The 22,554-nt window shown below is 70.7% G+C and carries 19 protein-coding genes; 6 read left to right on the plus strand and 13 right to left on the minus strand.

What is annotated here, in order from left to right:
* Positions 1-16: 16 nt before the first annotated feature.
* The 3 genes from SSPS47_RS29125 to SSPS47_RS29135 form a co-directional block, all read right to left on the minus strand.
* On the minus strand, positions 17-742 hold the full coding sequence (locus SSPS47_RS29125) for a Sir2 family NAD-dependent protein deacetylase (RefSeq protein ID WP_164253545.1): 726 nt from the start codon (positions 740-742) through the stop codon (positions 17-19).
* Positions 743-817: 75 nt separating this feature from the next.
* Positions 818-2,155: a hypothetical protein gene (locus SSPS47_RS29130; protein WP_239065102.1), complete on the minus strand. Its 1,338-nt coding sequence runs from the start codon at positions 2,153-2,155 to the stop codon at positions 818-820.
* A 97-nt stretch (positions 2,156-2,252) separates the two neighbouring features.
* Positions 2,253-2,753, minus strand: a complete 501-nt coding sequence (locus tag SSPS47_RS29135) for an NUDIX hydrolase (protein ID WP_164253546.1) — start codon at positions 2,751-2,753, stop codon at positions 2,253-2,255.
* Positions 2,754-2,928: 175 nt separating this feature from the next.
* Here SSPS47_RS29135 and SSPS47_RS29140 point away from each other — a divergent pair, with 175 nt between their 5' ends.
* Positions 2,929-4,083, plus strand: a complete 1,155-nt coding sequence (locus SSPS47_RS29140; protein WP_164253547.1) for a glycerate kinase — start codon at positions 2,929-2,931, stop codon at positions 4,081-4,083.
* Between the two features lie 277 nt (positions 4,084-4,360).
* Here the strand turns inward: SSPS47_RS29140 and SSPS47_RS29145 are convergent, their stop codons facing one another.
* Entirely contained in the window at positions 4,361-5,560 is a 1,200-nt protein-coding gene (locus SSPS47_RS29145) for a PucR family transcriptional regulator (RefSeq protein WP_164253548.1), read from the minus strand.
* Positions 5,561-5,813: 253 nt separating this feature from the next.
* Here SSPS47_RS29145 and SSPS47_RS29150 point away from each other — a divergent pair, with 253 nt between their 5' ends.
* From SSPS47_RS29150 to SSPS47_RS29170, 5 genes are all read left to right on the plus strand, one after another.
* Complete coding sequence (locus SSPS47_RS29150; protein WP_147876463.1) at positions 5,814-6,614, plus strand: ABC transporter ATP-binding protein; 801 nt, start codon at positions 5,814-5,816, stop codon at positions 6,612-6,614.
* A 122-nt stretch (positions 6,615-6,736) separates the two neighbouring features.
* Positions 6,737-7,540, plus strand: a complete 804-nt coding sequence (locus tag SSPS47_RS29155; protein ID WP_164255137.1) for an ABC transporter ATP-binding protein — start codon at positions 6,737-6,739, stop codon at positions 7,538-7,540.
* Entirely contained in the window at positions 7,537-8,427 is an 891-nt protein-coding gene (locus SSPS47_RS29160; RefSeq protein ID WP_164253549.1) for a branched-chain amino acid ABC transporter permease, read from the plus strand. The genes SSPS47_RS29155 and SSPS47_RS29160 overlap by 4 nt, the downstream gene beginning before the upstream one ends.
* Positions 8,428-8,461: 34 nt before the next feature.
* Positions 8,462-9,523: a branched-chain amino acid ABC transporter permease gene (locus SSPS47_RS29165; RefSeq protein ID WP_239065348.1), complete on the plus strand. Its 1,062-nt coding sequence runs from the start codon at positions 8,462-8,464 to the stop codon at positions 9,521-9,523.
* Entirely contained in the window at positions 9,520-10,797 is a 1,278-nt protein-coding gene (locus SSPS47_RS29170; protein WP_164253551.1) for an ABC transporter substrate-binding protein, read from the plus strand. The genes SSPS47_RS29165 and SSPS47_RS29170 overlap by 4 nt, the downstream gene beginning before the upstream one ends.
* A 72-nt stretch (positions 10,798-10,869) precedes the next feature.
* Here the strand turns inward: SSPS47_RS29170 and pssA are convergent, their stop codons facing one another.
* The 9 genes from pssA to SSPS47_RS29215 form a co-directional block, all read right to left on the minus strand.
* Positions 10,870-11,724, minus strand: coding sequence for a CDP-diacylglycerol--serine O-phosphatidyltransferase (gene pssA, locus SSPS47_RS29175; protein WP_187280227.1), 855 nt, complete (start codon positions 11,722-11,724; stop codon positions 10,870-10,872).
* Positions 11,711-12,367 carry a phosphatidylserine decarboxylase gene (locus SSPS47_RS29180; RefSeq protein ID WP_164253552.1) on the minus strand — a complete coding sequence of 219 codons (657 nt, stop codon included), beginning with the start codon at positions 12,365-12,367 and terminating at the stop codon, positions 11,711-11,713. Before SSPS47_RS29180 ends, pssA begins: the two co-directional genes overlap by 14 nt.
* A 169-nt stretch (positions 12,368-12,536) precedes the next feature.
* Entirely contained in the window at positions 12,537-13,742 is a 1,206-nt protein-coding gene (locus SSPS47_RS29185; RefSeq protein ID WP_164253553.1) for an acyl-CoA dehydrogenase family protein, read from the minus strand.
* A 3-nt stretch (positions 13,743-13,745) separates the two neighbouring features.
* Positions 13,746-14,258 carry a MaoC family dehydratase gene (locus SSPS47_RS29190; RefSeq protein WP_147876457.1) on the minus strand — a complete coding sequence of 171 codons (513 nt, stop codon included), beginning with the start codon at positions 14,256-14,258 and terminating at the stop codon, positions 13,746-13,748.
* Positions 14,259-14,261: 3 nt separating this feature from the next.
* Positions 14,262-15,254 (minus strand): CoA ester lyase, encoded by a 993-nt coding sequence (locus tag SSPS47_RS29195; protein WP_164253554.1) that lies wholly within the window; start codon positions 15,252-15,254, stop codon positions 14,262-14,264.
* Positions 15,251-17,290, minus strand: a complete 2,040-nt coding sequence (locus tag SSPS47_RS29200; RefSeq protein ID WP_164253555.1) for a protein meaA — start codon at positions 17,288-17,290, stop codon at positions 15,251-15,253. The genes SSPS47_RS29195 and SSPS47_RS29200 overlap by 4 nt, the downstream gene beginning before the upstream one ends.
* 1 nt (position 17,291) lies before the next feature.
* Positions 17,292-18,629, minus strand: a complete 1,338-nt coding sequence (gene ccrA, locus SSPS47_RS29205; protein WP_164253556.1) for a crotonyl-CoA carboxylase/reductase — start codon at positions 18,627-18,629, stop codon at positions 17,292-17,294.
* Positions 18,630-18,992: 363 nt separating this feature from the next.
* Positions 18,993-21,554, minus strand: coding sequence for a hypothetical protein (locus SSPS47_RS29210; protein ID WP_164253557.1), 2,562 nt, complete (start codon positions 21,552-21,554; stop codon positions 18,993-18,995).
* A gap of 73 nt (positions 21,555-21,627) precedes the next feature.
* Complete coding sequence (locus SSPS47_RS29215) at positions 21,628-22,467, minus strand: TetR family transcriptional regulator (RefSeq protein WP_164253558.1); 840 nt, start codon at positions 22,465-22,467, stop codon at positions 21,628-21,630.
* Between the last annotated feature and the right edge of the window lie 87 nt (positions 22,468-22,554).

A 22,554-nucleotide genomic window follows, 5' to 3' on the forward strand; every position in this document is an offset into this window, starting at 1 on the left:
CCCGCCGCCGTTGCCCTCAGCCGGCGTGGAACCGCTTCAGCAGCGTGGGCAGCGCCGTGCCGATCGGCTCGCGAATGATCTCGTCGGCCCGGTCGTCGTACGGCGTCGGCTCGGCGTTCATCACGACGAGCCGTGCGCCGTGCTCGGCCGCGATCCCCGCCAGTGAGGCGGCGGGCTGCACCTGGAGGGTCGACCCCACGGCGATGAAGACGTCGCACGCCTTGGCGATCGACATGGCCTGCCCGAGGACGTGCGGGTCGAGCCGTTCGCCGAACATGACCGTCGCCGACTTCAGTACGGCGCCGCACACGGTGCACGGCGGATCGTCCTCGCCCGCCTCGACACGGGCCAGCGCCTCCTCCATGGAGGACCTTGCCCGGCACCCCGTGCAGACCACCGCCCTCGCCGTGCCGTGCAGTTCGAGCACCTTGCGGGCGGGGGTCCCGGCGAGCTGGTGAAGCCCGTCGACGTTCTGCGTGATCACCCGGACCGCGCCGTCGCCCACCCGGTCGAGCTCGGCGACGGCACGGTGGGCGACGTTCGGCTCGGCACGGAAGACCGGGCTGTCACGGCGCATCCGCCAGGAGCGTCGGCGGATCTCCGGGTCGTTCATGTACGAGTCGTACGTCACCAGCTTCTCGGCCGCGGGGTCACGCCGCCACACACCGTCCGGCCCCCGGTAGTCGGGAATGCCGGAGTCCGTGGAGATCCCGGCGCCGCTGAAAATCGCGACGAGAGTCATGCAGCGAGGGTATGCGGCGGAGCCGGGGACGGGCGACCCGATTGCTGCGACGGGCGGTGCCTTCTGTTCGTGCCTCTAACGGAGGTGGCCGAGGTGACCCGGGTGGGGCGCGTGGCCGGCGTAGTCGGAGGGGGCGGTCACGCTGTCGGAGGCGACGGCGGCGACCGGGGTGAAGGGGGTGGGCGTCCCGCCGGTCCAGTGGTTCATGACCGCCCTGCCCGTCTGCTTGGTGACGCCGTCCTCCACGACCGTGCCGGCCTCGGCGAGGTAGTAGCGCCCGTCGTCGAGCGACACGAGCCCGTACTGACCGGTCGACTCCCAGCCGTGGATGCCGGACGGCGGGTGGTGGAGCCCCCGCGCCAGGAGCGGCAGCAGCCGCCCCCGCTCCGGTACCGGCTGGCCGCTGACGGGGCCCGTGACCGGGTGCTGGGAGCCGTCGAGCACGAAGAGGGAGTAGCTGGGGAACTGCGTCTTGGTGCCCTTGTACGCGGCCATCAGCCAGTTGCCGGTGTGCGCGTCGTAGTCGAGGTTCTGGACGCCGTAGGTGGTGTTGCCGGTGTAGCTGAAGTACTTGCCGTCGGGCGATCCGGGGCCGCTGGTGTGCGGGTCGGCCTCGGTCAGCGGGCGCTCGAACTCCTTCCACCGCCGGATGTCGTACTGGAGCAGCACCTGGTTGTCGTTGTCCTGCCGGGTGGTGTTGGCGTAGACACCGTACGCGACCGTGAGCAGCTGCCTGCGCGCCTGGCCCCGCCCGTTGTCGCGCCGTTTGTCGTCGAAGGCGGGGCCGAACGCCACACCGTCGATGCCGCTGCATCCATAGCGGTGGTCGGCGGTCTTGGCGGTGTTGCCGTCGAAGACGCCGTCGCCGTCCATGTCGGCCGTGTAGTCGTCCACGACCTCCTGGAGATGGACGGTCGAGACGACATCGGTCGTCTGGGCGTCCATGTCCATCTCGGTGATGCGGTCACCGTCGAAGATCGCGATGTAGAAGGCCTCCGCCGCCTTGTACTCCAGGGAGCCGTAGACCCTGCCGTCCCTGGTGTTGAAGTCCAGGTCCCCGAGGTGCCCGGTGAAGCCGGTGACCGAGCCGACCGGCTTGCCCGCGAGGTCGGTCTTGACCAGGAGGTTGGTGAACGAGAAGTACATGAAGCCCTTGCGGCGGTCGACGGCCATGCCCTGGACATGGCCCGACTTCCAGGCGCCGCCGTCCACGGTCGCCGGGAGCGCGGGGGTCCTGGGCGCGCCCCGCCCGGAGCCGGTCCCCGCCGGCGCAGTGGGTGTCGCGTACGCCGTCTTCGCCGCTTCCGCCGCTTCCGCCGCTTCCGCCGTCCGCGCCGACGCGGTCACCGCGCCCGCCGCCACAACCGCCGTGGTGAGCACGGCTGTCAGCCAGCCGCGAATCTGCCGTCGCATGTTCCCTCCGGTGTCCTGGGCCTTGGGATTCTGGATCATGCAGGGCGCGCGTGCACGGCGAGCCAACGCGATGTGAACCGACGTCACCGCGAGAGGGTCACCCGACCCGCAGGCCGTTCTCCAACTCCACGGCTCCCGTGCCGGCTTCGAGCACGTCGAGCCCCGCCAGGATGCGGCCGCCGAGCGAGCCGATCATCAACTCGGGGATCCTGGCACGCTCCACGAGGCGCCAGGAGAGCAACTCCTCGTGCTGGAGCCGGATCTCACCGAGCCGCTCGTCATCCAGCACACCGCCGTCGTACAGATACGCGGCGATGGGCGGCCGGTCCGGTGCCTGACTCCAGTCCACCACCAACAGCCGCCCCAACTCGACGTCCAGCCCGATCTCTTCGAGCGTCTCGCGCCGCGCGGCCTGCCGGGGCGTCTCGCCCTCGTCCGACTCGATCGTCCCGCCGGGCAGCGCCCAGCCCGGCCGGTAGCCGGGCTCGACGATCAGCACCCGACCCTCCTTGTCCCGGCAGAGCGCGGCGGCACCGGCGAGCACACGGGGCAGCCCGGCGATGTAGGAGAGGTAGTCGGCATCGCGAGAGGTCGTCACGCGGAAAGCCTAGTTCAGAGGTCCCCTCACGGCCCCGTGACCGCACCCATGTCTATGGGCGGTTTGTCGGCCCTATCGGCGCTCCGGTGATGAGCGCCGCCCATGGGCAGGAGGCCGGGGGTCCGGATAGGGTCGGTGCGGCGCGACTGCCTGTTCGAAAGCAAAGGATGACAAGGTGACGGACGGAGCAGTAACCGAGGCCGCGCACGTGCTCGTCGCGGCGGACAAGTTCAAGGGCTCGCTCACGGCAGTGGAGGTCGCGGAGCGGGTGACGGCCGGGCTGCGCCGGGCCGCCCCCGACGTGACGGTCGAGGCACTGCCCGTCGCGGACGGCGGTGACGGCACCGTGGCCGCGGCGGTGGCGGCCGGGTTCGAACGGCGTGAGGTACGGGTCACCGGGCCGCTCGGCGACGAACTGACCGCGGCGTACGCGCTGCGCGACGGCACGGCCGTCGTGGAGATGGCCGAGGCATCGGGTCTCCAGCACCTCCCGAAGGGCGTTTTCGCACCGCTGACGGCCGGTACGTACGGCTCCGGCGAACTGCTGCGCGCCGCGCTCGACGCGGGCGCGCGCACCATCGTGTTCGGTGTCGGCGGCAGCGCCACGACGGACGGCGGCGCGGGCATGCTGGCCGCGCTCGGCGGACGCTTCCTGGACGCCGACGGGCAGCCGGTGGGACCGGGCGGCGGCGGGCTGCGTGATCTCGCGACGGTGGACCTGTCCGGGCTCGACCCCCGTATCGCCGCGACGGACATCGTCCTCGCCAGCGACGTCGACAACCCGCTGACCGGACCGAAAGGCGCCGCGGCGATCTACGGCCCGCAGAAAGGCGCGTCCCCCGAGGACGTCGACACGCTCGACGCGGCCCTCGCACACTACGCCCGCGTCCTGGAGAAGACCGCCGGGGCCGGGGTGGCCGAATCCGCGCTCTCACCCGGCGCCGGCGCCGCGGGCGGTATCGGCTACGGCGCCCTCGTCGGACTCGCCGCGAGTTTCCGGCCCGGCATCGAGGTCATGCTCGACGTGCTCGGCTTCGGCCCCGCGCTGGCCCGGGCCACGCTCGTCATCACCGGCGAGGGATCGCTGGACGAACAGACGCTGCACGGCAAGGCCCCGGCGGGCGTCGCGGCGGCGGCCCGCGCGCGGGGCATCGAGGTGATCGCGGTCTGTGGCCGACTGGCGCTGCCCGCGGAGGCCCTCGGCCGCGCGGGAATCCGCCGCGCGTACGCCCTGACGGACCTGGAGCCGGACCCGGCCCGCTGCATGGCGGAGGCGGGACCGCTGCTGGAGCGCATGTCGACGGGTATCGCGCGCGACTACCTGACCTGACGCGCGGGCCCGCCGCGGGCTGGGCCGTGTCCGGCGGATCTTCGGGGGCCCGGACGCCTGGCACGGCACCCCGCCGCGATTTCGGGGTCGGCCGGGTACGGCTGGTTCGTCCACCACGCCGGTCCTCAGTCTTGCGATGCACCGCGCCGGCCGCCGCGGGCCCCGCCCTGGGGGTGGACGGCGCTTCCTTCCGGGCCCGCCGCGGTCCTCGATCGCCGGGGGGCAGAACAAGCCCGTCCGGCGATCGAGGACACGACCGGCACCGGGCAGCCCTCCCTCACCCCGGCGTCAGCCGGAACGCGTCGAGCGCCAGGGTCATTTCGATCAGGTCCCGGGGGCGGGACAGGGAGCGCGACGTCAGTTGTTCCAGGCGGCGCAGGCGGTTGAAGACCGTGTTGCGGTGGCAGTACAGACGCGTCGCCGCGCGCCCCGCCGACCCCCCGTACTCCAGCCACGCGTCCAGCGTCTCCAGCAGGACCGCGCGGTCCGCCGGGTCCAGGTCCAGCAGCGGGCCGAACACGTCGGCGATCAGACGGGCCGCCAGTTCCGGCTGGCTGACCACCAGGGCCGTCGGAAGGCGTTCGTCCAGGCGGACGATCCGCTGCGCGTCCGGCGGGAGCGTACGCAGCGCCGTCTCGGCCAGTCGGCGCGCCTGGCCCAGGCCCGACAGGCTGTCCACGACCGGGCTGACACCGCCCGGCCCCTGGCAGGGCCGCACCAGCTCCGCCGTCAGCTCCGCGAGACCCGTCTCGCCGTCGAACGCGACGACCGCGATCTCGCAGTCCGTCCGCATCCGCCAGAAGAACCGCATCCCCTCCGCCACGGCCACCCGCCGGAACGGCTCCCGTCCGTCCCGCCGCTCCACCCGGACGACCACCACCGCGTAACGCCCCTGCTCGGGCAGGTCGAGACCGGCGGCGGCCCGCGCCGCGAGGCCGGGCGTCGAGCGGCCCTCCAGCAGCGCGTCGAGCAGCGCCTGCACCCGTTCGTCGCTGCGCCGTCGCATCGACTGCTCCGTACTGCGGTACGCCTCCGCGACCGCCGTCGCCTGCCGGTCGACGCCCGCCCACATCTGCGACGCCGTGTGCACGAGCATCGGTAAGTCGTCGGGATCCTCCTCGGTGACGATCCGCAGCAGTTCGTCCCACACCAGATAGCCCGCGTGCCGGTAGGCGTGCAGCAGCAGATCGAGCGCCAGACCCTGCTCCGCCCGCTGCCGCCCCAGCTGTTCCGCGTACGCCAGATCGCGGCGCGGCGCCGTACGCGGGGCCGCGATCGCCTCGATCCCGTACCGCATCGCCTCGTTGATCTGCCGCCAGTGCTCGTCACGCGGCACCGCCGCGTCGAACTGCTCGGAGTGGAGCGTGAGTTCGTCCATCAACTGGTCGGCCAGCGCCGGTACACGCTCCAGCAGCACCCGGGACGCGGTCACCAGGACCGACCACTCACGATCAGTGCGCGCTCTGCGGCCACCCATGACTGGTGAGAATGCCACCGGGAGGCGTGGTGCGACAGCCCTTGTGCGCGTGCACAATCCGGCCGCCGCACCGCTGGTCATCGGCAGCGATTCGGTCCCGCGCCGTGGACGGTGCCCCGGCCCGGTGCTGAGGTGTCCCTCCACGGCATGTCAGGACATCCGAATCAGGACATCCGAATCAGGACTGCCGAACCAGGACGGCCGAGTCCAGCGGCATCCGAAGAAACGCCCGGCAAAACGCAGAGGAGAATGCATGGCCGCGCTCGAAGTGCGTGCCCTGTCCGTCGGTTACGGTCCGGTACGCGCCCTGCACGAGGTGTCCCTCGACGTACCGTCCGGCGGGATCACCGCAGTGCTCGGAGGCAACGGCGCGGGCAAGTCCACGCTGCTGAGAGCCATTTCCCGCACCCTCGGCTTCCATCGGGGTACGGCGGGCGGCGGCACCGTCCACTTCGACGGCCGGCCCATCGGCCAACTGAGCGCCGCCGGTGTCGTCGCGGCCGGTGTCGTCCAAGTGCCCGAAGGGCGCCAGGTGTTCGCCCGTATGACGGTCGCCGACAACCTGCGGGCCGGCGCGCTCGGCGCGTCCGGCGGCCGCAAGCGGTACGCGGCGTCCCTCGCCGAGGTGCACGAACTGTTCCCCGTACTCGCGGACCGCGCGGGCCAGCGCGCCGGACTTCTCTCCGGCGGCGAACAGCAGATGCTCGCCCTCGGCCGGGGCCTGATGGCACGCCCCCGGCTGCTCCTCCTGGACGAACCGTCCCTCGGACTCGCCCCCCTCATGGCCGCCCGGATCGGCGAGACGATCCAGCAGATCAACGCCAGGGGCACGGCCGTCCTGCTGGTCGAGCAGAACGCGGCCATGGCGCTGCGGCTCGCGTCCCGCGCGTACGTCCTGGAGGTCGGCGAGGTCACGCTCGAAGGGGACGCGGCCGAACTGGCCTCCTCCGACGAGGTACGCCGCCGCTACCTCGGAGTCGTCGACGAGACGGCCGCCGAGGACGCGGGCCTGGCCCAGGACCGCGCGCCGGTGCTGCGGAGGTGGAGCGCGTGACGGACTCCGAGAAGAGGCCGGCCGCTCCGGCGGGCCGTACGTCGCCCGGACATCCCGAACGGACGGTCGGGCACGCCGCGGGCGGCACGGACGCCGACACGGCCCCGTACGGGGCCGGATCCGTGGAGAGCCCCGCCCTCACCGTCACCGACGTCACCGTCCGGTTCGCCGGACTCACCGCGCTCGACTCCGTCTCCTTCACGGTCGAACCCGGCAGCGTCCACGCCGTCATCGGCCCCAACGGCGCGGGCAAGTCCACCTGCTTCAACGTCCTGTCCGGCGTCTACCGCGCGACCTCCGGCAGCGTCCGCCTCGGCGCGGCCGAACTCACCGGGCTCCCCCCGCACCGTATCGCCGCGCTCGGCGTCGCCCGCACCTTCCAGAACCTCGCGCTCCCGCCGCACGCGACCGTCGCCGACAGCATGCTGCTCGGCCGCCACCGCCTCACCCGCGCCGGTTTCCTCGCCACCGGGCTCCGTCTGCCGTCCGCCGCCCGCGAGGCCCGCGAACACCGGGCCAGGGTCGGCGAGATCGCCGAGTTCGTGGGACTGGCCGGCGATCTGGACCGGCCGGCGGGATCCCTCCCGTACGGAAAACAGAAGCTCGTCGAGCTGGGCCGTGCCCTGTGCATGGAGCCCGCGGTGCTGCTCCTGGACGAACCCGTCGCCGGGATGACGGCCGACGAACGGCGCCGTACGGCGGCCGTCGTGGCCGGCGTACGCGACAGCCTCGGCATCTCGATCGTGCTGGTCGAACACGACATGGGGGTGGTGATGCGGCTCGCCGACGCCGTGACCGTACTCGACTTCGGACGGCGGATCGCCGGCGGTACGCCCGCCCAGGTGCAGAGCGATCCGGCCGTCGTCCGCGCCTACCTCGGCGAGAGCGCCGAGAACAGTGACACCAACGAGGAGGCCACGTCATGACCACCTTCGTCGAACTCCTCCTCGGCGGACTCTCCATGGGCTCCGTCTACGCCCTGATCGCCCTCGGCTTCGTCGTCATCTTCAAGGCCACCGAAGTGGTCAACTTCGCCCACGCCTCGCTCCTCCTCGCTGGCGGCTACGTCACCGCCGTGCTCCACGACGACATCGGCTTCTGGCCCGCACTCGCCGCCGGCATCGCGGGCGCCGCCGTCGTCGGGTCCGCCGTCGAGTACACCGTCATGCGCCGCTACCGGGGCGCCGACCACAGCGTCCTCGCCATCGTCACCATCGGCGTCGACATCCTCCTCACCACCGAACTCACCCGCCGCATCGGCACCGACGTCCTGGCGCTCGGCGACCCGTGGGGCGACGAACTCCTCACCATCGGCGACATCACCATCGCCCAGACCCGGGTCGCGGCGTTCGTCGCGGCGGCGCTGCTGATCACCGCGTTCCTGCTCGCCTTCCGCTACACGACCTGGGGCGTCGCGATGCGCGCGGCGGCGGAGAACCCGCAGACCGCCGCGCTCATGGGCGTACGCCTCGGCCGGGTCTCGCTCTCCGCCTGGGCGGTCGCGGGCTCGCTCGCCGCCGTCGCCGCCCTCTTCCTCACGGTCTTCCCGACCCCCGGCCTCGAACGCGCCACCTCCCTCGCCGCGCTCAAGGCCTTCCCGGCCGCGATTCTCGGCGGCCTCGACTCCACGACCGGGGCGCTCGCCGGGGGACTCATCGTCGGCGTCACCGAGTCCTTCGCCACCGGCTACCAGAGCGATCTGACCTTCCTCGGGCGCGGATTCGGCGACCTCGCGCCGTATCTCGTGATGGTCGCGGTGCTGCTGGTCCGGCCCGCCGGGCTCTTCGGTACGAAGGAGCTCGCCCGTGTCTGACACAAGGCAGGTCCCCGCCACGGCTCGCGCCCTCCTGCGCCACCCCCGCGCCTACGCCTGGCTCGCCGGCTCCCTCCTGCTCCTCGCCCTGCCCTTCTACCTCGACCGCTTCTGGCTCCAGGCCGGGCTCTTCGCGATGGCCGCCGCCATCGGCGCCATCGGCCTCAACCTCCTGACCGGCGCCACCGGACAGCTCTCCATGGGCCACTCCTTCTTCCTCGCCGTCGGCGCCTACGGCTACTGCGTCCTCGCGGGCGAGAGCGGCGAGGAGAACGGCCGGCAGCTCACCGGACTCGGTCTGCCGACCTGGCTCGCGGCCGTGCTCGCCGTACTCCTCGCGGGCGCGGCGGGCGGCCTGTTCAGCCCCATCGCCGGCCGGCTGCGCGGCGCCTATCTGGGCATCGCGACCCTGGCGCTGATCTTCATCGGGCAGCACGTCCTGTTCAACGCGGGAGGTCTGACCGGCGGGTTCAACGGCCGCGACGTCCCCGTGCTCTCCCTCTTCGGTTTCGCCTTCGACGACACCGAGGTCGTGATCGCCGCCGTCCCCTTCGGGGCGTCGGAGAAGCTCTGGTACGCGGGCCTGTTCGCCCTCCTGGTCGGCGGCCTCTTCGCACGCGGCGTGCTGCGCGGCAGGCCCGGCCGGGCCATGAACGCGATCCGCGACCACCGCATCGCCGCCGGGGTGATGGGCGTGCCGGTCGCCCGCTACCGGGGCGCCGTGTTCGTCCTGTCCTCCATGTACGCGGGGCTCGCCGGCGTACTGATCGCGCTGATCTTCCAGCGGACCGTGCCCGACTACTTCGGCATGATCCTCGCCCTCGAATATCTCGCCATGATCGTCATCGGCGGTCTGGGCACGGTCTCCGGCGCCGTCGTCGGCGCGGCCTTCGTCGCCCTGCTGCCGCAACTCCTCACCCACTACAGCGACTCGCTCCCGCTCGTCGCCGACCCGGGCTCGGGCGGCGTCACACCGGGCGAGGCGTCCCGCTATCTGTACGGCGCCGCGATCGTCGCGGTGGTCCTGTTCCTGCCCGGCGGACTCACCCGCCTGTCAGTTCCGACGGTTCGACGGCTCTCACGGGAGAAGACATGAAGCGACGCGCACGTCATACGAACGCACCGAGGGCCGGCGCGGCGCTGCTGGTCGTGCTGGCACTCGCGCTCGCCGGGTGCAGCGGCAAGGCCACCGAGGGCGACGGCAAGGACAAGGGTGCCGGGGGAGTGAGGACCGGGGAGGGCGTGAGCGACAAGACGATCTCGCTCGGTGTCCTCACCGACATGACCGGGGTCTACGCCTCGCTCGGCAAGAGCGTCACCCAGGCCCAGCAGCTGTGGGCGGACCAGACGAACAAGGCGGGCGGTATCTGCGGCCGTACGATCGAGCTGACCGTACGCGACCACGGCTACGACCCGCAGAAGGCCGTCGCCGCCTACACGGAGCTGGAGCCGGACGTGCTCGGCTTCGCGCAGTTCATCGGCTCGCCGTTCGTCGCCGCCGTCGAGAAGCGGATCGACGGCCAGGACAAGGGCCTGGTCCTGCCGCAGGCATGGTCGGCCAATCTGCTCGGCAGTCCTTACGTACGGGTCGTCGGCGCCACGTACGACATCGAGACCATCAACGCCATCGACTACCTCCTCAGCGAGAAGCGCATCACCAAGGGCGACAAGATCGGTCATGTCTACTTCGAGGGCGACTACGGCGAGAACGCGCTCGTCGGCTCCGAGTACGCGGCCGAGCAGGCGGGTCTCACGGTCGTCGAGCAGAAGATCAAGCCGACCGACAACGACATGTCCGCGCAGGTCGCCGCGCTCAAGAAGGCCGGTGTCAAGGCGATCGTGATCAGCGCCGGACCCCGCCAGGCGGCCTCACTGGTGGGTGTGGCCGCGGCGGGCGGATTCAATGTGCCGGTCGTCGGCAACAACTCGGCGTTCGCGCCGCAGCTGCTCGCCACGGCCGCCGGCCCGGCGCTGATGAAGGACTACTACATCGCCTCCTCCACCCTGCCCATCGGCTCGGACGAGGCGGCGCCGAAGAAGCTCGCCACCGAGTACGCGGCCGCCTACCCGGACGACGGCCTCGACAACGGCGTCGTGTCCGGCTACACGGCCGCGACGCTCTACGGCGAGCTGCTGAAGACCGCGTGCGAGAACAAGGACCTCACCAGGGCGGGCATCGACAAGGCGCTGCTCGGGCTCGACGCGTTCTCCACCGGTTTCGGGATCACGCACGACTTCTCCGACCCGGCGGCGCCCTCCACCCGGCAGTCCGTGATCATGAAGCCGGACTCGAAGGTGCCCGGCGGTCTGAAGGTCGTCCAGGAGGCGCAGGTGGCGGAGCCCGCGGAGTCGTTCACCTTCGGCGGGTAGCGGGTCGACCGGCACGGGGAGGGGCCCGGACGCTTCAAGCGTCCGGGCCCCTCCCCATGCCGTTGCCCGCCGTTACGGATGCTGCGCGGCCCGCGCCTCGCGGCGGTTGTCGCGGAAGGTGTTCACCCGTCGCGCCGTGGCGAAGAGCGGGATCACCGCGCCCGTCACCACCTGGAGCGCACAGCCGGTCTGGAGCAGTAGCTGTCCACCCGGCGCGTCGAACGCCCAGGCCGCCAGGAGCCCCATCGCGGCCACGATCCAGCTGAGCATCGCCACCGCGAGGACACCTCGTGGCTTCGGATACTCGACCCGGCTCACCATCAGCCACGCGACGCCGATGATGGCCAGGAGCGTGGGTACGAAGGGGAGCTCCAGGAGCACGATCGAGACGACCGTCAGCGCGCCGAAGGGGCTCGGCATGCCCTGGAACATGCCGTCCTTCAGCGTCACACAGGAGAATCTCGCGAGCCGCAGGACCACCGCCAGCAGCACCACGATCGCGGCCAGCGCCGACACCCGCTGATGCGCGTCGTCGGCGACCATGCCGTAGACGAGCACGAAGTACGCGGGCGCCAGACCGAAGCTGATCAGGTCGGAGAGGTTGTCCAGCTCCGCGCCCATCGGCGAGCTGCGCAGCTTGCGCGCCACGAGCCCGTCGAAGAGGTCGAAGACGGCGGCGCAGAGCATGAGGATCACGGCGGTGGCCGCGGAGTGCCGCGCCATGCCGGTCTCTTCGCTGCCCGTGAGGTGCGGGATCAGGATGCCGGTGGTGGTGAAGTAGACAGCCATGAAGCCGCAGGTCGCGTTGCCGAGAGTGAGGGTGTCGGCTATCGACAGCCGCATGGACAGCGGCATGTCTTCGGCTTCGTCCTCCTCCTCGGCCTCGGCGACCCAGCCGGCCGGTGTGTCGGGATCAATCACGGTCAATTCGAGTCACCCCTGCGGTCGTCGTCTGGCCGACCTCGACGGCTACCTCGACACCTTCCGGAAGGTAGATGTCGACGCGCGAGCCGAAACGGATCAGGCCGATGCGCTCGCCTTGCTCCAGTTTGGTCCCCTGCGGTACGTACGGCACGATCCGTCGGGCGACGGCGCCGGCGATCTGCACCATCTCGATGTCACCGAGCTCGGTGTCGAAGTGCCAGACGACGCGCTCGTTGTTCTCGCTCTCCTTGTTGAAAGCGGGAACGAAGCCGCCGGGGATGTGCTCCACGGACGTCACCGTGCCCGCGAGGGGGGCACGGTTCACATGCACGTTCAGCGGGCTCATGAAGATCGCGACGCGGGTGCGCCCGTCCTTCCACGGCATGATGCTCTGCACCACTCCGTCGGCCGGTGAGATGACCCGGCCCTGTGTGATCTCTCGCTCGGGGTCGCGGAAGAACCACAGCATGCCTGCCGCGAGAGCGGTGGCGGGCACAGCGACGGCGGCGGCACGCCTCGATCGGCGCGCACGGACCAGGCTGAGTGCTGCGGTGGCGACGGTCGGCAGAAGCCACGGCGATGCTCCGCGCGCGAGGCGTCCCTTGGGAATGAGGTCGCGTGGTGCGGAGGTTTGGCTGTGGGGCATGGATGACCTTCGTAGCGGATGGAGCCGCACGGGCAACGGGGGACGGCGGCTTTCCGTCGATGGTATCGGTTGCCGGGTGCAACTGGGCAATGCAGAAGCCGAGTCGACGGCCGGAAGACGATGACGCGGTGTGATGTTGTGGGCGGTCAAATGGGATCAAAGGCCGTGATCAGCCTTGGAATCGGTACTCCTCAAGCAATCGGCGGCCAATGATCATTTTCTGAATCTCGGCGGTACCCTCGCCGATCAGCAGCATCGGCGCCTCGCGGTAGAGGCGCTCGATCTCGTACTCCTTGGAGAAGCCGTAACCGCCGTGGATGCGGAAGGCGTCCTCGACGACTTCCTTGCAGTATTCGGAGGCGAGGTACTTCGCCATCCCCGCCTCCAGGTCGTTTCGTTCCCCGGAGTCCTTTTTGCGCGCCGCATTCACCATCATGGCATGGGCCGCTTCGACCTTGGTCGCCATTTCCGCCAGCTTGAACTGGATCGCCTGGTGCTGGGCGATCGGTTTGCCGAAAGTGTGGCGCTGCTGGGCGTACGAGACGCCGAGTTCAAAGGCACGCTGTGCGACGCCGCAGCCACGCGCGGCGACGTTCACGCGGCCCACTTCGACACCGTCCATCATTTGGTAAAACCCTCGTCCGGTGGTGCCGCCGAGGACCCTATTGGCCGGAATGCGCAGTCCGTCCATGATCAACTCGGTGGTGTCGACGCCCTTGTAGCCCATCTTGTCGATCTTGCCGGGGATGGTGAGACCGGGCCGCACCTCACCGAAGCCGGACTCCTTCTCGACCAGGAACGTGGTCATCGACCTGTGGGGGGCCGTGCCCTCGGGGTGGCCTTCGTCACTGCGGCACAGAACGGCGACGAGCGTGGACGTGCCGCCGTTCGTCAGCCACATCTTCTGGCCGTCCAGTACGTACTCGTCGCCGTCCCGCACACCCTTCGACGTGATCGCCGACACGTCGGAGCCGAGCCCCGGCTCGGACATCGAGAACGCGCCACGCACCTCGCCGGCCGCCATTCGCGGCAGGAAGGTGTCCTTCTGCTCCTCGGTCCCGTGCTGCTTGATCATGTACGCCACGATGAAATGCGTGTTGACGATGCCCGAGACGGACATCCAGCCGCGGGCGATCTCCTCCACGCAGAGCGCGTACGTGAGCAGGGACTCACCCAGACCCCCGTACTCCTCGGGGATCATCAGCCCGAACAGGCCGAGTTCCTTCAGTCCTTCGACGATCCGGGTCGGGTACTCGTCGCGGTGCTCCAGTTCGGTGGCCACCGGAAGGATCTCTTTGTCGACGAAGTCCCTTACCGTGGAGAGGATCTCCCGCTGAATGTCGGTCAGGTCCGCGGTCTGGGCGAGACGGCTCATGGGTCAGCTCTCCTGCGTCGTCGGCTCGGGGCGGCCGGGCTGTTCGCCGCCGCGCTTGTCGATGTAGGTCGCGGTCGGCACCATCACCTTGCGGCGGAACACACACACGACCGTGCCGTCCTGCTTGTAGCCCCTGGTCTCGACATATACGACTCCCCGGTCGTCCTTGGACCGTGACGGGGTCTTGTCCAGGACGGTCGTCTCGCCGTAAAGCGTGTCGCCGTGAAAGGTCGGCGCGATGTGCCGCAGCGACTCGACCTCCAGATTGGCGATGGCCTTTCCGGAGACGTCGGGCACCGACATACCGAGCAGCAGTGAGTAGATGTAATTGCCCACCACCACGTTCCTGCCGAAATCGGTGGTCTTCTCCGCGTAGTTGCTGTCGAGATGGAGCGGATGGTGGTTCATGGTGAGCAGACAGAACAGGTGGTCGTCGTACTCGGTGACGGTCTTTCCCGGCCAGTGCTTGTAGACGGCCCCGACCTCGAACTCCTCAAAGGTGCGTCCGAATCGCATCTCTCACGCCTCCGGGGCTTCGAACTTCGAGGTCCGCCGCAGACCCGCAGCCCGGCCCTTGCCGGAGACGACCAGCGCCATCTTGCGGCTCGCCTCGTCGATCATCTCGTCGCCGAGCATCGCCGACCCCTTCTTGCCGCCCGCCTCGGACGTCGCGTAGTCGTACGCGTCGAGGATCAGCTCCGCGTGGTCGTAGTCCTCCTGGGACGGCGAGAAGATCTCGTTCGCCGCGTCGATCTGGCCCGGGTGCAGAACCCACTTGCCGTCGAAGCCCAGCGCCGCGGCGCGGCCCGCGACCTCGCGGAACGCGTCCACGTCGCGGATCTGGAGGAACGGCCCGTCGATCGCCTGGAGATCGTGCGTACGCGCCGCCATCAGGATCCGCATCAGGATGTAGTGGTAGGCGTCCGCGCCGTAACCGGGCGGCTGCTGGCCGACCACCAGCGTCTTCATGTTGATCGACGCCATGAAGTCGGCGGGGCCGAACACGATGGTCTCCAGCCGCGGCGACGAGGCCGCGATCTCGTCCACGTTCACCAGGCCCCTGGCGTTCTCGATCTGCGCCTCGATACCGATCCTGCCGACCTCGAAGCCCATCGTCTTCTCGATCTGGGTGAGCAGCAGATCGAGCGTCACGACCTGCTGCGCGTCCTGGACCTTGGGCAGCATGAGGCAGTCCAGATTGTGGCCCGCGCCCTCCACGACCGTGATCACGTCGCGGTACGTCCAGTGCGTCGTCCAGTCGTTGACCCTCACGACCCTGGTCTTGCCCGTCCAGTCACCCTTGTTGAGCGCGTCCACCACGGTGTGCCGGGCGCCCTCCTTGGCGAGCGGCGCGCACGCGTCCTCCAGGTCGAGGAAGACCTGGTCCGCCGCCAGCCCCTGCGCCTTCTCCAGGAAGCGCGGGTTTGATCCGGGCACGGCCAGGCAGGAGCGCCGGGGACGGAGCCGGTCGGCGGGCGTGTCCGACGCGGCTGACTTGGGCGACGTGGTCATGCGGAGACCTCCAGGGGTTCGAGCTTGTTCGCGTGACGGATCTCGTCGACGATACGGCCGATGATCTCGGTGATCCCGAAGTCCTTCGGGGTGAAGACGGCGGCCACTCCGGCGGCCCGCAGCGCCTGGGCGTCGGCGCCCGGGATGATCCCGCCGACGACGACCGGGATGTCCCCGGCCCCCTCCTCCCGCAGCCTGCCGAGCACGTCCGGGACCAGCGCGGCGTGCGAACCGGAGAGGATCGACAGGCCCACGCAGTGCACGTCCTCGGCGACGGCGGCGCTCACGATCTGTTCGGGCGTCAGCCTGATGCCCTGGTAGACCACCTCGAACCCGGCGTCCCGCGCGCGTACGGCGATCTGCTCGGCCCCGTTGGAGTGCCCGTCCAGACCCGGCTTGCCCACCAGCAGCCGCAGCCGCCCCGAGCCCAGTTCGGCGGCCGTGCGGGACACCTTCTCCCGTACGGCGGCGAGCGGCGTCCCCGCCTCCGCGGCGACCGCGACCGGCGCCCCGCCCACCCCGGTCGGTGCCCGGAACTCGCCGAAGACCTCCCGCAGCGCCCAGGACCACTCACCGGTCGTCACACCGGCCCGCGCGCACTCCACGGTCGCCGCCATCAGATTGCCGGTGCCGGCCGCGGTCCGCTTCAGGGCGGCCAGCGACTCGTTCACCCGCGCGTCGTCCCGGCCCGCCCGCCACTCGTGCAGCGCGGCCACCACCCGTGCCTCGTTGGCCGGGTCGACCGTCATGATCGCGGTGTCCAGATCGGCGGTCAGCGGATTGGGCTCGGTCGCCTCGAAGCAGTTGACGCCGACGATCTTCTCCTCGCCCGACTCGATACGGGCCCGGCGCTCGGCGTGCGACGAGACCAGCCGCGACTTCAGATAGCCGGACTCGACGGCCGCCATCACGCCGCCCATCTCCTCGATGCGCGCCATCTCCGCCAGCGAGTCCTCGACGAGCAACGCGACCTTCGCCTCCACGACGTGCGACCCGGCGAAGATGTCCTCGTACTCCAAAAGATCGCTCTCCAGGGCGAGTACCTGCTGTATGCGCAGAGACCACTGCTGGTCCCAGGGCCGGGGGAGTCCCAACGCCTCGTTCCAGGCCGGGAGTTGCACGGCGCGGGCGCGGGCGTCCTTGGAGAGCGTGACGCCCAGCATCTCCAGCACGATGCGCTGGATGTTGTTCTCCGGCTGCGCCTCCGTCAGCCCCAGGGAGTTGACCTGGACGCCGTATCGGAAGCGTCGCTGCTTCTCGTCGCTCACGCCGTACCGCTCGCGGGTGATCCGGTCCCAGATGCGGCCGAAGGCCCGCATCTTGCACATCTCCTCGACGAAGCGGACCCCCGCGTTCACGAAGAACGAGATCCGGGCGACGACGTCACCGAACCGCTCGGCCGGCACCTGCCCGCTCTCGCGCACCGCGTCCAGCACGGCGACCGCCGTCGACATCGCGTACGCGATCTCCTGGACCGGGGTCGCCCCCGCCTCCTGGAGGTGATAGCTGCAGATGTTGATCGGGTTCCACCGGGGGATGTGCGCCACGGTGTACGTGATCATGTCGGTGGTCAGCCGCAGCGAGGGCACCGGCGGGAAGACGTGCGTCCCCCGCGACAGGTACTCCTTCACGATGTCGTTCTGTGTCGTCCCCTGGAGCAGGTCGCTGTCCGCGCCCTGCTCCTCGGCGACCACCTGGTAGAGCGCCAGCAGCCACATGGCGGTCGCGTTGATGGTCATCGAGGTGTTCATCCGGGCGAGCGGGATGTCCTTCAACAGCCGGCGCATGTCGCCCAGATGGGAGACGGGGACGCCGACCCGGCCCACCTCGCCGCGCGCCAGGACGTGGTCGGGGTCGTAACCCGTCTGTGTCGGCAGGTCGAAGGCGACGGAGAGCCCGGTCTGGCCCTTGGCCAGGTTGTTCCGGTACAGCTCGTTGGACGCCTCGGCGGTCGAATGGCCGGCGTACGTCCGCATGAGCCACGGCCGGTCCTTCGGGTGCCTGCCGCCGCCTGCTGCCCGTTCCGCTTCCGGCATGTCACACGTCCCGGAAGCGGTTGATGGCGTCGATGTGCTGTGCACGGGTCGCCGGGTCGCTTACCCCCAGCCCCTCGCGGGGTGCCAGCGCGAGGACTCCGACCTTGCCCTGGTGCCGGTTGCTGTGGACGTCGTACGCGGCCTGGCCGGTCTCCTCCAGGGCGTACACCCTCGACAGCGTCGGGTGGATCTTCCCCTTGCCGACCAGCCGGTTGGCCTCCCACGCCTCGCGATAGTTGGCGAAGTGCGAGCCCACGATCCGCTTCAGCGACATCCACAGATAGCGGTTGTCGTACTCGTGGGTGTATCCGGACGTCGACGCGCAGGTGACGATCGTGCCGCCCTTGCGCGTGACGTAGACACTGGCGCCGAAGGTCTCACGGCCCGGGTGCTCGAAGACGATGTCGACGTCCTCGCCGCCGGTGAGTTCACGGATGCGTTTGCCGAACCGCTTCCACTCGCGCGGGTTCTGGTGGTGCGGGTCCTCCCAGAACCGGTAGTCCTCGGCGGTGCGGTCGATGATCGCCTCGGCTCCCATGCGCCGGCAGATCTCGGCCTTGTGGTCGCTGGAGACCACACAGACGGGGTTGGCGCCGCCGGCGAGCGCGAACTGGGTGGCGTACGAGCCGAGTCCGCCGCTCGCCCCCCAGATCAGCACGTTGTCGCCCTGCTTCATCCCGGCACCGTTGCGCGACACCAACTGGCGGTACGCGGTGGAGTTGACCAGACCGGGGGCCGCCGCCTCCTCCCAGGTCAGATGCCTGGCCTTGGGCATCAGCTGGTTGGACTTGACGAGCGCGATCTCCGCCAGACCGCCGAAGTTGGTCTCGAAGCCCCAGATGCGCTGCTCGGGGTCGAGCATCGTGTCGTTGTGCCCGTCCGAACTCTCCAACTCGACGGAGAGACAGTGCGCGACGACCTCGTCGCCCGGCTGCCAGGTGTTCACTCCGGGGCCGGTGCGCAGCACGACCCCGGCGAGGTCGGAGCCGATGACGTGGTACGGCAGGTCATGGCGCCGGGACAGCTCGCTGAGCTTGCCGTAGCGCTCCAGGAAGCCGAAGGTCGACATCGGCTCGAAGATGGAGGTCCAGACGGAGTTGTAGTTGACCGAGCTGGCCATGACGGCCACCAGGGCCTCGCCGGGCCCGAGTTCGGGCACCGGCACGTCGTCGACGTGGAGCGACTTGCGCGGGTCCTTCTCGCGGGATTCGAGACCGGCGAACATCTCGGTCTCGTCCTTGTGCACGGTCACCGCCCGGTACGTCTCGGGCAGGGGCAGCGCGGCGAAGTCGGCGGACGTGCTGTCCGGCGACTGGATGGCGTCCAGGATGTCCTTCACGATGTGGCCTCCGGCGAAGCGTGTTGCGGGAACGCTGAACAGGTCCCTGAGGGATGGGACAACGGGTCGCGCTGTGCGCGTGGTGCGGTGGAGGTGTGCCGTCGGTTCGGCGCGTGGTGGTGCTCGGCGACGCCGGGTGGGCGCGTGGGATGCCTGTGACGCAGGCGTCCGGGCACACGGGCCGGGTGGCTCGCGGGGACAGCCGGAGTACGAGAGGTCTCGGTACGCCGGCTGCCCGGACATACACAACGTATGGCACGCCGTGTCATTGGACAAGGCACTGCGTGCCAACAATTTTTCTCAGTTGTCATCCGGTCAACACGCATGAGCGCCATGGGATCACGTGGGGTGAGGAGCGGCGACTCAGCGTGCGGTGTGGAGCCGGGACCGTACCCATTTGTACGGGCGCTTCATGAGAGGGCGCGGGCCCGACCAGATGAGCGCCATCTGAATCAACAGGAGACAGGCCGCCGTCACCGTCATGACCGCGGTCGCCTCCGGCTGGGACGTGGCGAGCGCGATGGCCCACAGGACGCCCATGGCGAGCATGGGGACGACCAATTGGGACGCGACGGCCAGCGAGTTGAGCTTTCCCGGCGCGATTCCGTGGTGCCAGTAACGCCGGGCCGCCCAGGCCCCGACAACCGTCAGCCCCAGATGGGCACCCCACAGTGCCGCCGGTCCGCTGCCGTCCACCGCCGCGCCGGCCACCAGGCACCCGGTGGCCCACAGAACACCCGCCGCCGGCCCGGCCAGTGTCCTGGCCCGGTCGCGGCGGGTCAGCGGCTGTGAGGGGAGCGGGGGCGGCGGCGGAACCCCGGGGGGCGCGTCCCGTGCCTCCCGGGCCTCGATGAGCGGCCGTATGAAGTCGAGGAGTTCCGAGGCCAGTGCCCTCTCGCCGCTCGCGAGGTGGAGCCTGACCAGCGCGAGCTGGCAGTTGGTCTCCTCCCCTCGCAACTGGTGCGCGCGCGCCAGCTCCAGGGCGTCACCCAGCAGGGGCGCCGCGGCACGGGGCGCGGATGCCAGCAGCTCCGTATCCGCGCGGGCCCGGACCGCCGTCACCGTGGCCCGCACATCTCCGGAGCGCACGGCGAACTCCTGCGCCGTGACACCGTGCGACCGGGCCGCGGCCCACTCCCCGCGATCGCCCGCGTCCTTCGCCAGCCGCCGGTGGGCCCGCGCCGCCCGGACCGGGTCGGTGGCCGACTCGGCGAGATCCGCGGCGTCCCGGTAGGCGCGCCGGGCCCGGTCGGGGTCATGGGCCTCGGTGAGGTGGTCGCCCAGCGCGATACGGGAGTCCACCTCCCGCCCGGTGTCCCCGTCCCACCGCCAATGGGAGACCGCCTTCCGCCGCCGCCTGATCGCGGCGGTGAGGTCGCCGTTCATCGCGGCCACGTCGGCGTTGACGTCGTGCCGGTCCCGCACCCGGACCGGATGGCGGACATTCACCAGGTTGGCGGCCTCGAAACACGTCATCTGATGCTCCCAGCAGGAGAGATCGCCGTAGCGCGACGCCATCTTGCCCAGCAGCTCGATCTGGCGCGCGAACTTCCTCTCCCGTTGGGCGGAGTCCACCAGATCCGTCAGCAGATGCAACGACTCCACCAGCTGCGCGCGCTTCGTCAGGAACTCCAGCAGCGGGTCCCCGATCGCCGCCACCCGCTCGTGGGCGTCCGCCGCGACGGCCATACCCACCGCCTTGGCCGCCGCCGCGGCGTGGTGTTCGAACCAGGGGCCGGGGTCCGCCGCGCCCGCCTCGTCGGCGTAGTGGTCCAGCAGCCGGCCCAGCGCCTCGGAACGGGCCCCGTCCGACTCGTCCGCGAGACGGGCCTGCGCGTACAGCCTGGTCAGGTCATGAAAGCGGTACTGCCCTGACGCGTCGCCCGGCAGCAGCAGATGGGCGTCGCGCAGCCGGTCCAGCGCCCGCCGCGTCCGGGCCGGGGACAGCCCGCTCAGCGCGGACGCCGACGCGGCGTCGAGGAGCGGGCCTGGGTGCAGCCCGAGCATCCGCAGGAGCCGGGCCGTCGGCTCGTCGAACTTGCGGTAGCTGAGATCGAAGGTGGCGTCCAGCCCCAGTTCGCCGAGCCGATCGCGTTGCGGACGCAGCGCGCTCAGCAGGGGGGCGGCATCGTGCTCCTCCCGGTCCAGGCGCGCCCGTACGACGCCGAGCGCGAGGGGCAGATGGCCGCACAGTGCGGCGAGTTCGTCCAGTTCCTCGTTCTCGCCGGGGTCGTGGGCCGCGCTCAGCAGGGCCCGCGAGTCCCGCGCGGTCAGGACGTGCAGCGGAAGTACGGCCATGTCCCGGGTCCCCGGCCGGGTGCGCGATGTGACCAGCAGTCGGTGCCGCGGGTCGGCCGGCAGCAGCGGCGTGAACTGGGTCTCGTCCGCGGCGTTGTCGAGCAGGACCAGTACCGCTCCGTACTGGTCGCCGTGCGTCTTCAGCTGGGACCGGAACATTGCTTCGAGACCGATACGGTGCGGCGGGAGTTCGCCGCCGGGGACCCCCAGCATGCGCAGAAAGGCGCTGAGCAGCTCCTCGGGCCCCGGCGGGCGGCCCGGCGGCAGGGTGCCCGCGTCCGCGTACAGCACTCCGCCCGGGAACCAGCCCCGCTCCAGGGCCTGATGGGCGGCGTCCAGCGCGAGCGACGTCTTGCCCACCCCGCCCTGGCCCGTGACCACGACACCGCGCGGACCGGTGGAGGAGGGGTCGGGGCGGTCGGGGCCGAGGAGGCCGAGCAGCGACCGGGTCGGTGCCTCGCGGCCCACCAGGGGGCCCGGCCGGGCAGGGAGCCCCGCGAGCGCCCGCCGGGGCGGGGCGGCGGCGTTCGCCCCGTACACGTTCACCAGGTCGGCGTGGCCCACCTGGAGGACGGTCTCCGCCGTGCCGCCGCTGAACTCGTTGCTGAACACCGGCTCCCCGGACACCAGCGTCCGCCCCCTCCCTCGGCTCCGGCATCGAACTGACTGCCTATCACGGAAGTCGCGGCGGGTGGTGGGGTCAGCGGTTTCCCAGTGCCTGCTTGATCGTGCGCATGACCTCGTCCAGCGGCGCGTCGGTACGGGCCACCGCCACCAGGACCTCGCCGCTCGTGCTCACCGTGGCGGCGGGACTCGCGCCGCCCCCCATGGTCCGGCCCGCGCCGATGCCCGAGCCGAAGGTGTCACGGACGATCGCGAAGGCGTGGTCGAGCTGGGTCTCCACATCGCCCTGGCCGTCGGCCCGCAGCCAGCGGCGCAGCACATGGTTGTGCGCGGTGACGACGGCGGACGCGGCCACCTCGGCCAGCAGCGGGTCGTCGTTGCCGTCGGGGTGCTCGTGCTCGTCGAAGTGGCCCAGCAGATAGCGGGTGAACAGCCGCTCGTAGCGCGCCACCGAGGCGATCTCGGCCTCGCGCAGCGTGGGCACCTCACGGGTGAGCTGGTAGCGCGCCACGGAGAGCGTCGGCGAAGCCGCGTACATCCGCATGACTTCCTTGATGCCCCGGCACACGGTGTCGAGGGGGTGCTCGTGCGCCGGCGCCGCGTTCAGGACCGCTTCCGCGCGGACGAGGGTGTCGTCGTGGTCCGGGAAGATCGCCTCTTCCTTGGAACGGAAGTGCCTGAAGAACGTCCGGCGCGCGACCCCGGCCGCCGCGGCGATCTCGTCGACGGTCGTCGCCTCGTACCCCTTGGTGGAGAACAGCTCCATCGCCGCCGCCGACAACTCCCGGCGCATCTTCAGCCGCTGCGCCGCCGCGCGGCCGCCCGCCGCGCTCTCCGGCGCGTCGGCAGCGGTGTGCGTACGGGCGGGCCGTCGGGCGGAGTCAGCGGGCTGAGCCATGACCCGAACGTACTGCATCCGCGCAGGAGGGCGCGCCCGTGGGGGCCGTGCCGGGGGCCCGTCCGACGTCCGGTTCGTCCTCGATCGCCGGACGGGCCGCGTGCT

It is taken from the genome of Streptomyces sp. S4.7 (assembly GCF_010384365.1).
GTDB lineage: Bacteria > Actinomycetota > Actinomycetes > Streptomycetales > Streptomycetaceae > Streptomyces.

What these genes read in the sequence shown, in the direction of transcription:
- SSPS47_RS29125 (WP_164253545.1), bottom strand. Translation starts at nt 742, where the DNA reads ATGACTCTCGTCGCGATTTTCAGCGGCGCCGGGATCTCCACGGACTCC.
- SSPS47_RS29130 (WP_239065102.1), bottom strand. Translation starts at nt 2,155, where the DNA reads ATGCGACGGCAGATTCGCGGCTGGCTGACAGCCGTGCTCACCACGGCG.
- SSPS47_RS29145 (WP_164253548.1), bottom strand. Translation starts at nt 5,560, where the DNA reads ATGGGTGGCCGCAGAGCGCGCACTGATCGTGAGTGGTCGGTCCTGGTG.
- SSPS47_RS29150 (WP_147876463.1), top strand. Translation starts at nt 5,814, where the DNA reads ATGGCCGCGCTCGAAGTGCGTGCCCTGTCCGTCGGTTACGGTCCGGTA.
- SSPS47_RS29160 (WP_164253549.1), top strand. Translation starts at nt 7,537, where the DNA reads ATGACCACCTTCGTCGAACTCCTCCTCGGCGGACTCTCCATGGGCTCC.
- SSPS47_RS29170 (WP_164253551.1), top strand. Translation starts at nt 9,520, where the DNA reads ATGAAGCGACGCGCACGTCATACGAACGCACCGAGGGCCGGCGCGGCG.
- SSPS47_RS29180 (WP_164253552.1), bottom strand. Translation starts at nt 12,367, where the DNA reads ATGCCCCACAGCCAAACCTCCGCACCACGCGACCTCATTCCCAAGGGA.
- SSPS47_RS29185 (WP_164253553.1), bottom strand. Translation starts at nt 13,742, where the DNA reads ATGAGCCGTCTCGCCCAGACCGCGGACCTGACCGACATTCAGCGGGAG.
- SSPS47_RS29190 (WP_147876457.1), bottom strand. Translation starts at nt 14,258, where the DNA reads ATGCGATTCGGACGCACCTTTGAGGAGTTCGAGGTCGGGGCCGTCTAC.
- SSPS47_RS29195 (WP_164253554.1), bottom strand. Translation starts at nt 15,254, where the DNA reads ATGACCACGTCGCCCAAGTCAGCCGCGTCGGACACGCCCGCCGACCGG.
- SSPS47_RS29200 (WP_164253555.1), bottom strand. Translation starts at nt 17,290, where the DNA reads ATGCCGGAAGCGGAACGGGCAGCAGGCGGCGGCAGGCACCCGAAGGAC.
- SSPS47_RS29215 (WP_164253558.1), bottom strand. Translation starts at nt 22,467, where the DNA reads ATGCAGTACGTTCGGGTCATGGCTCAGCCCGCTGACTCCGCCCGACGG.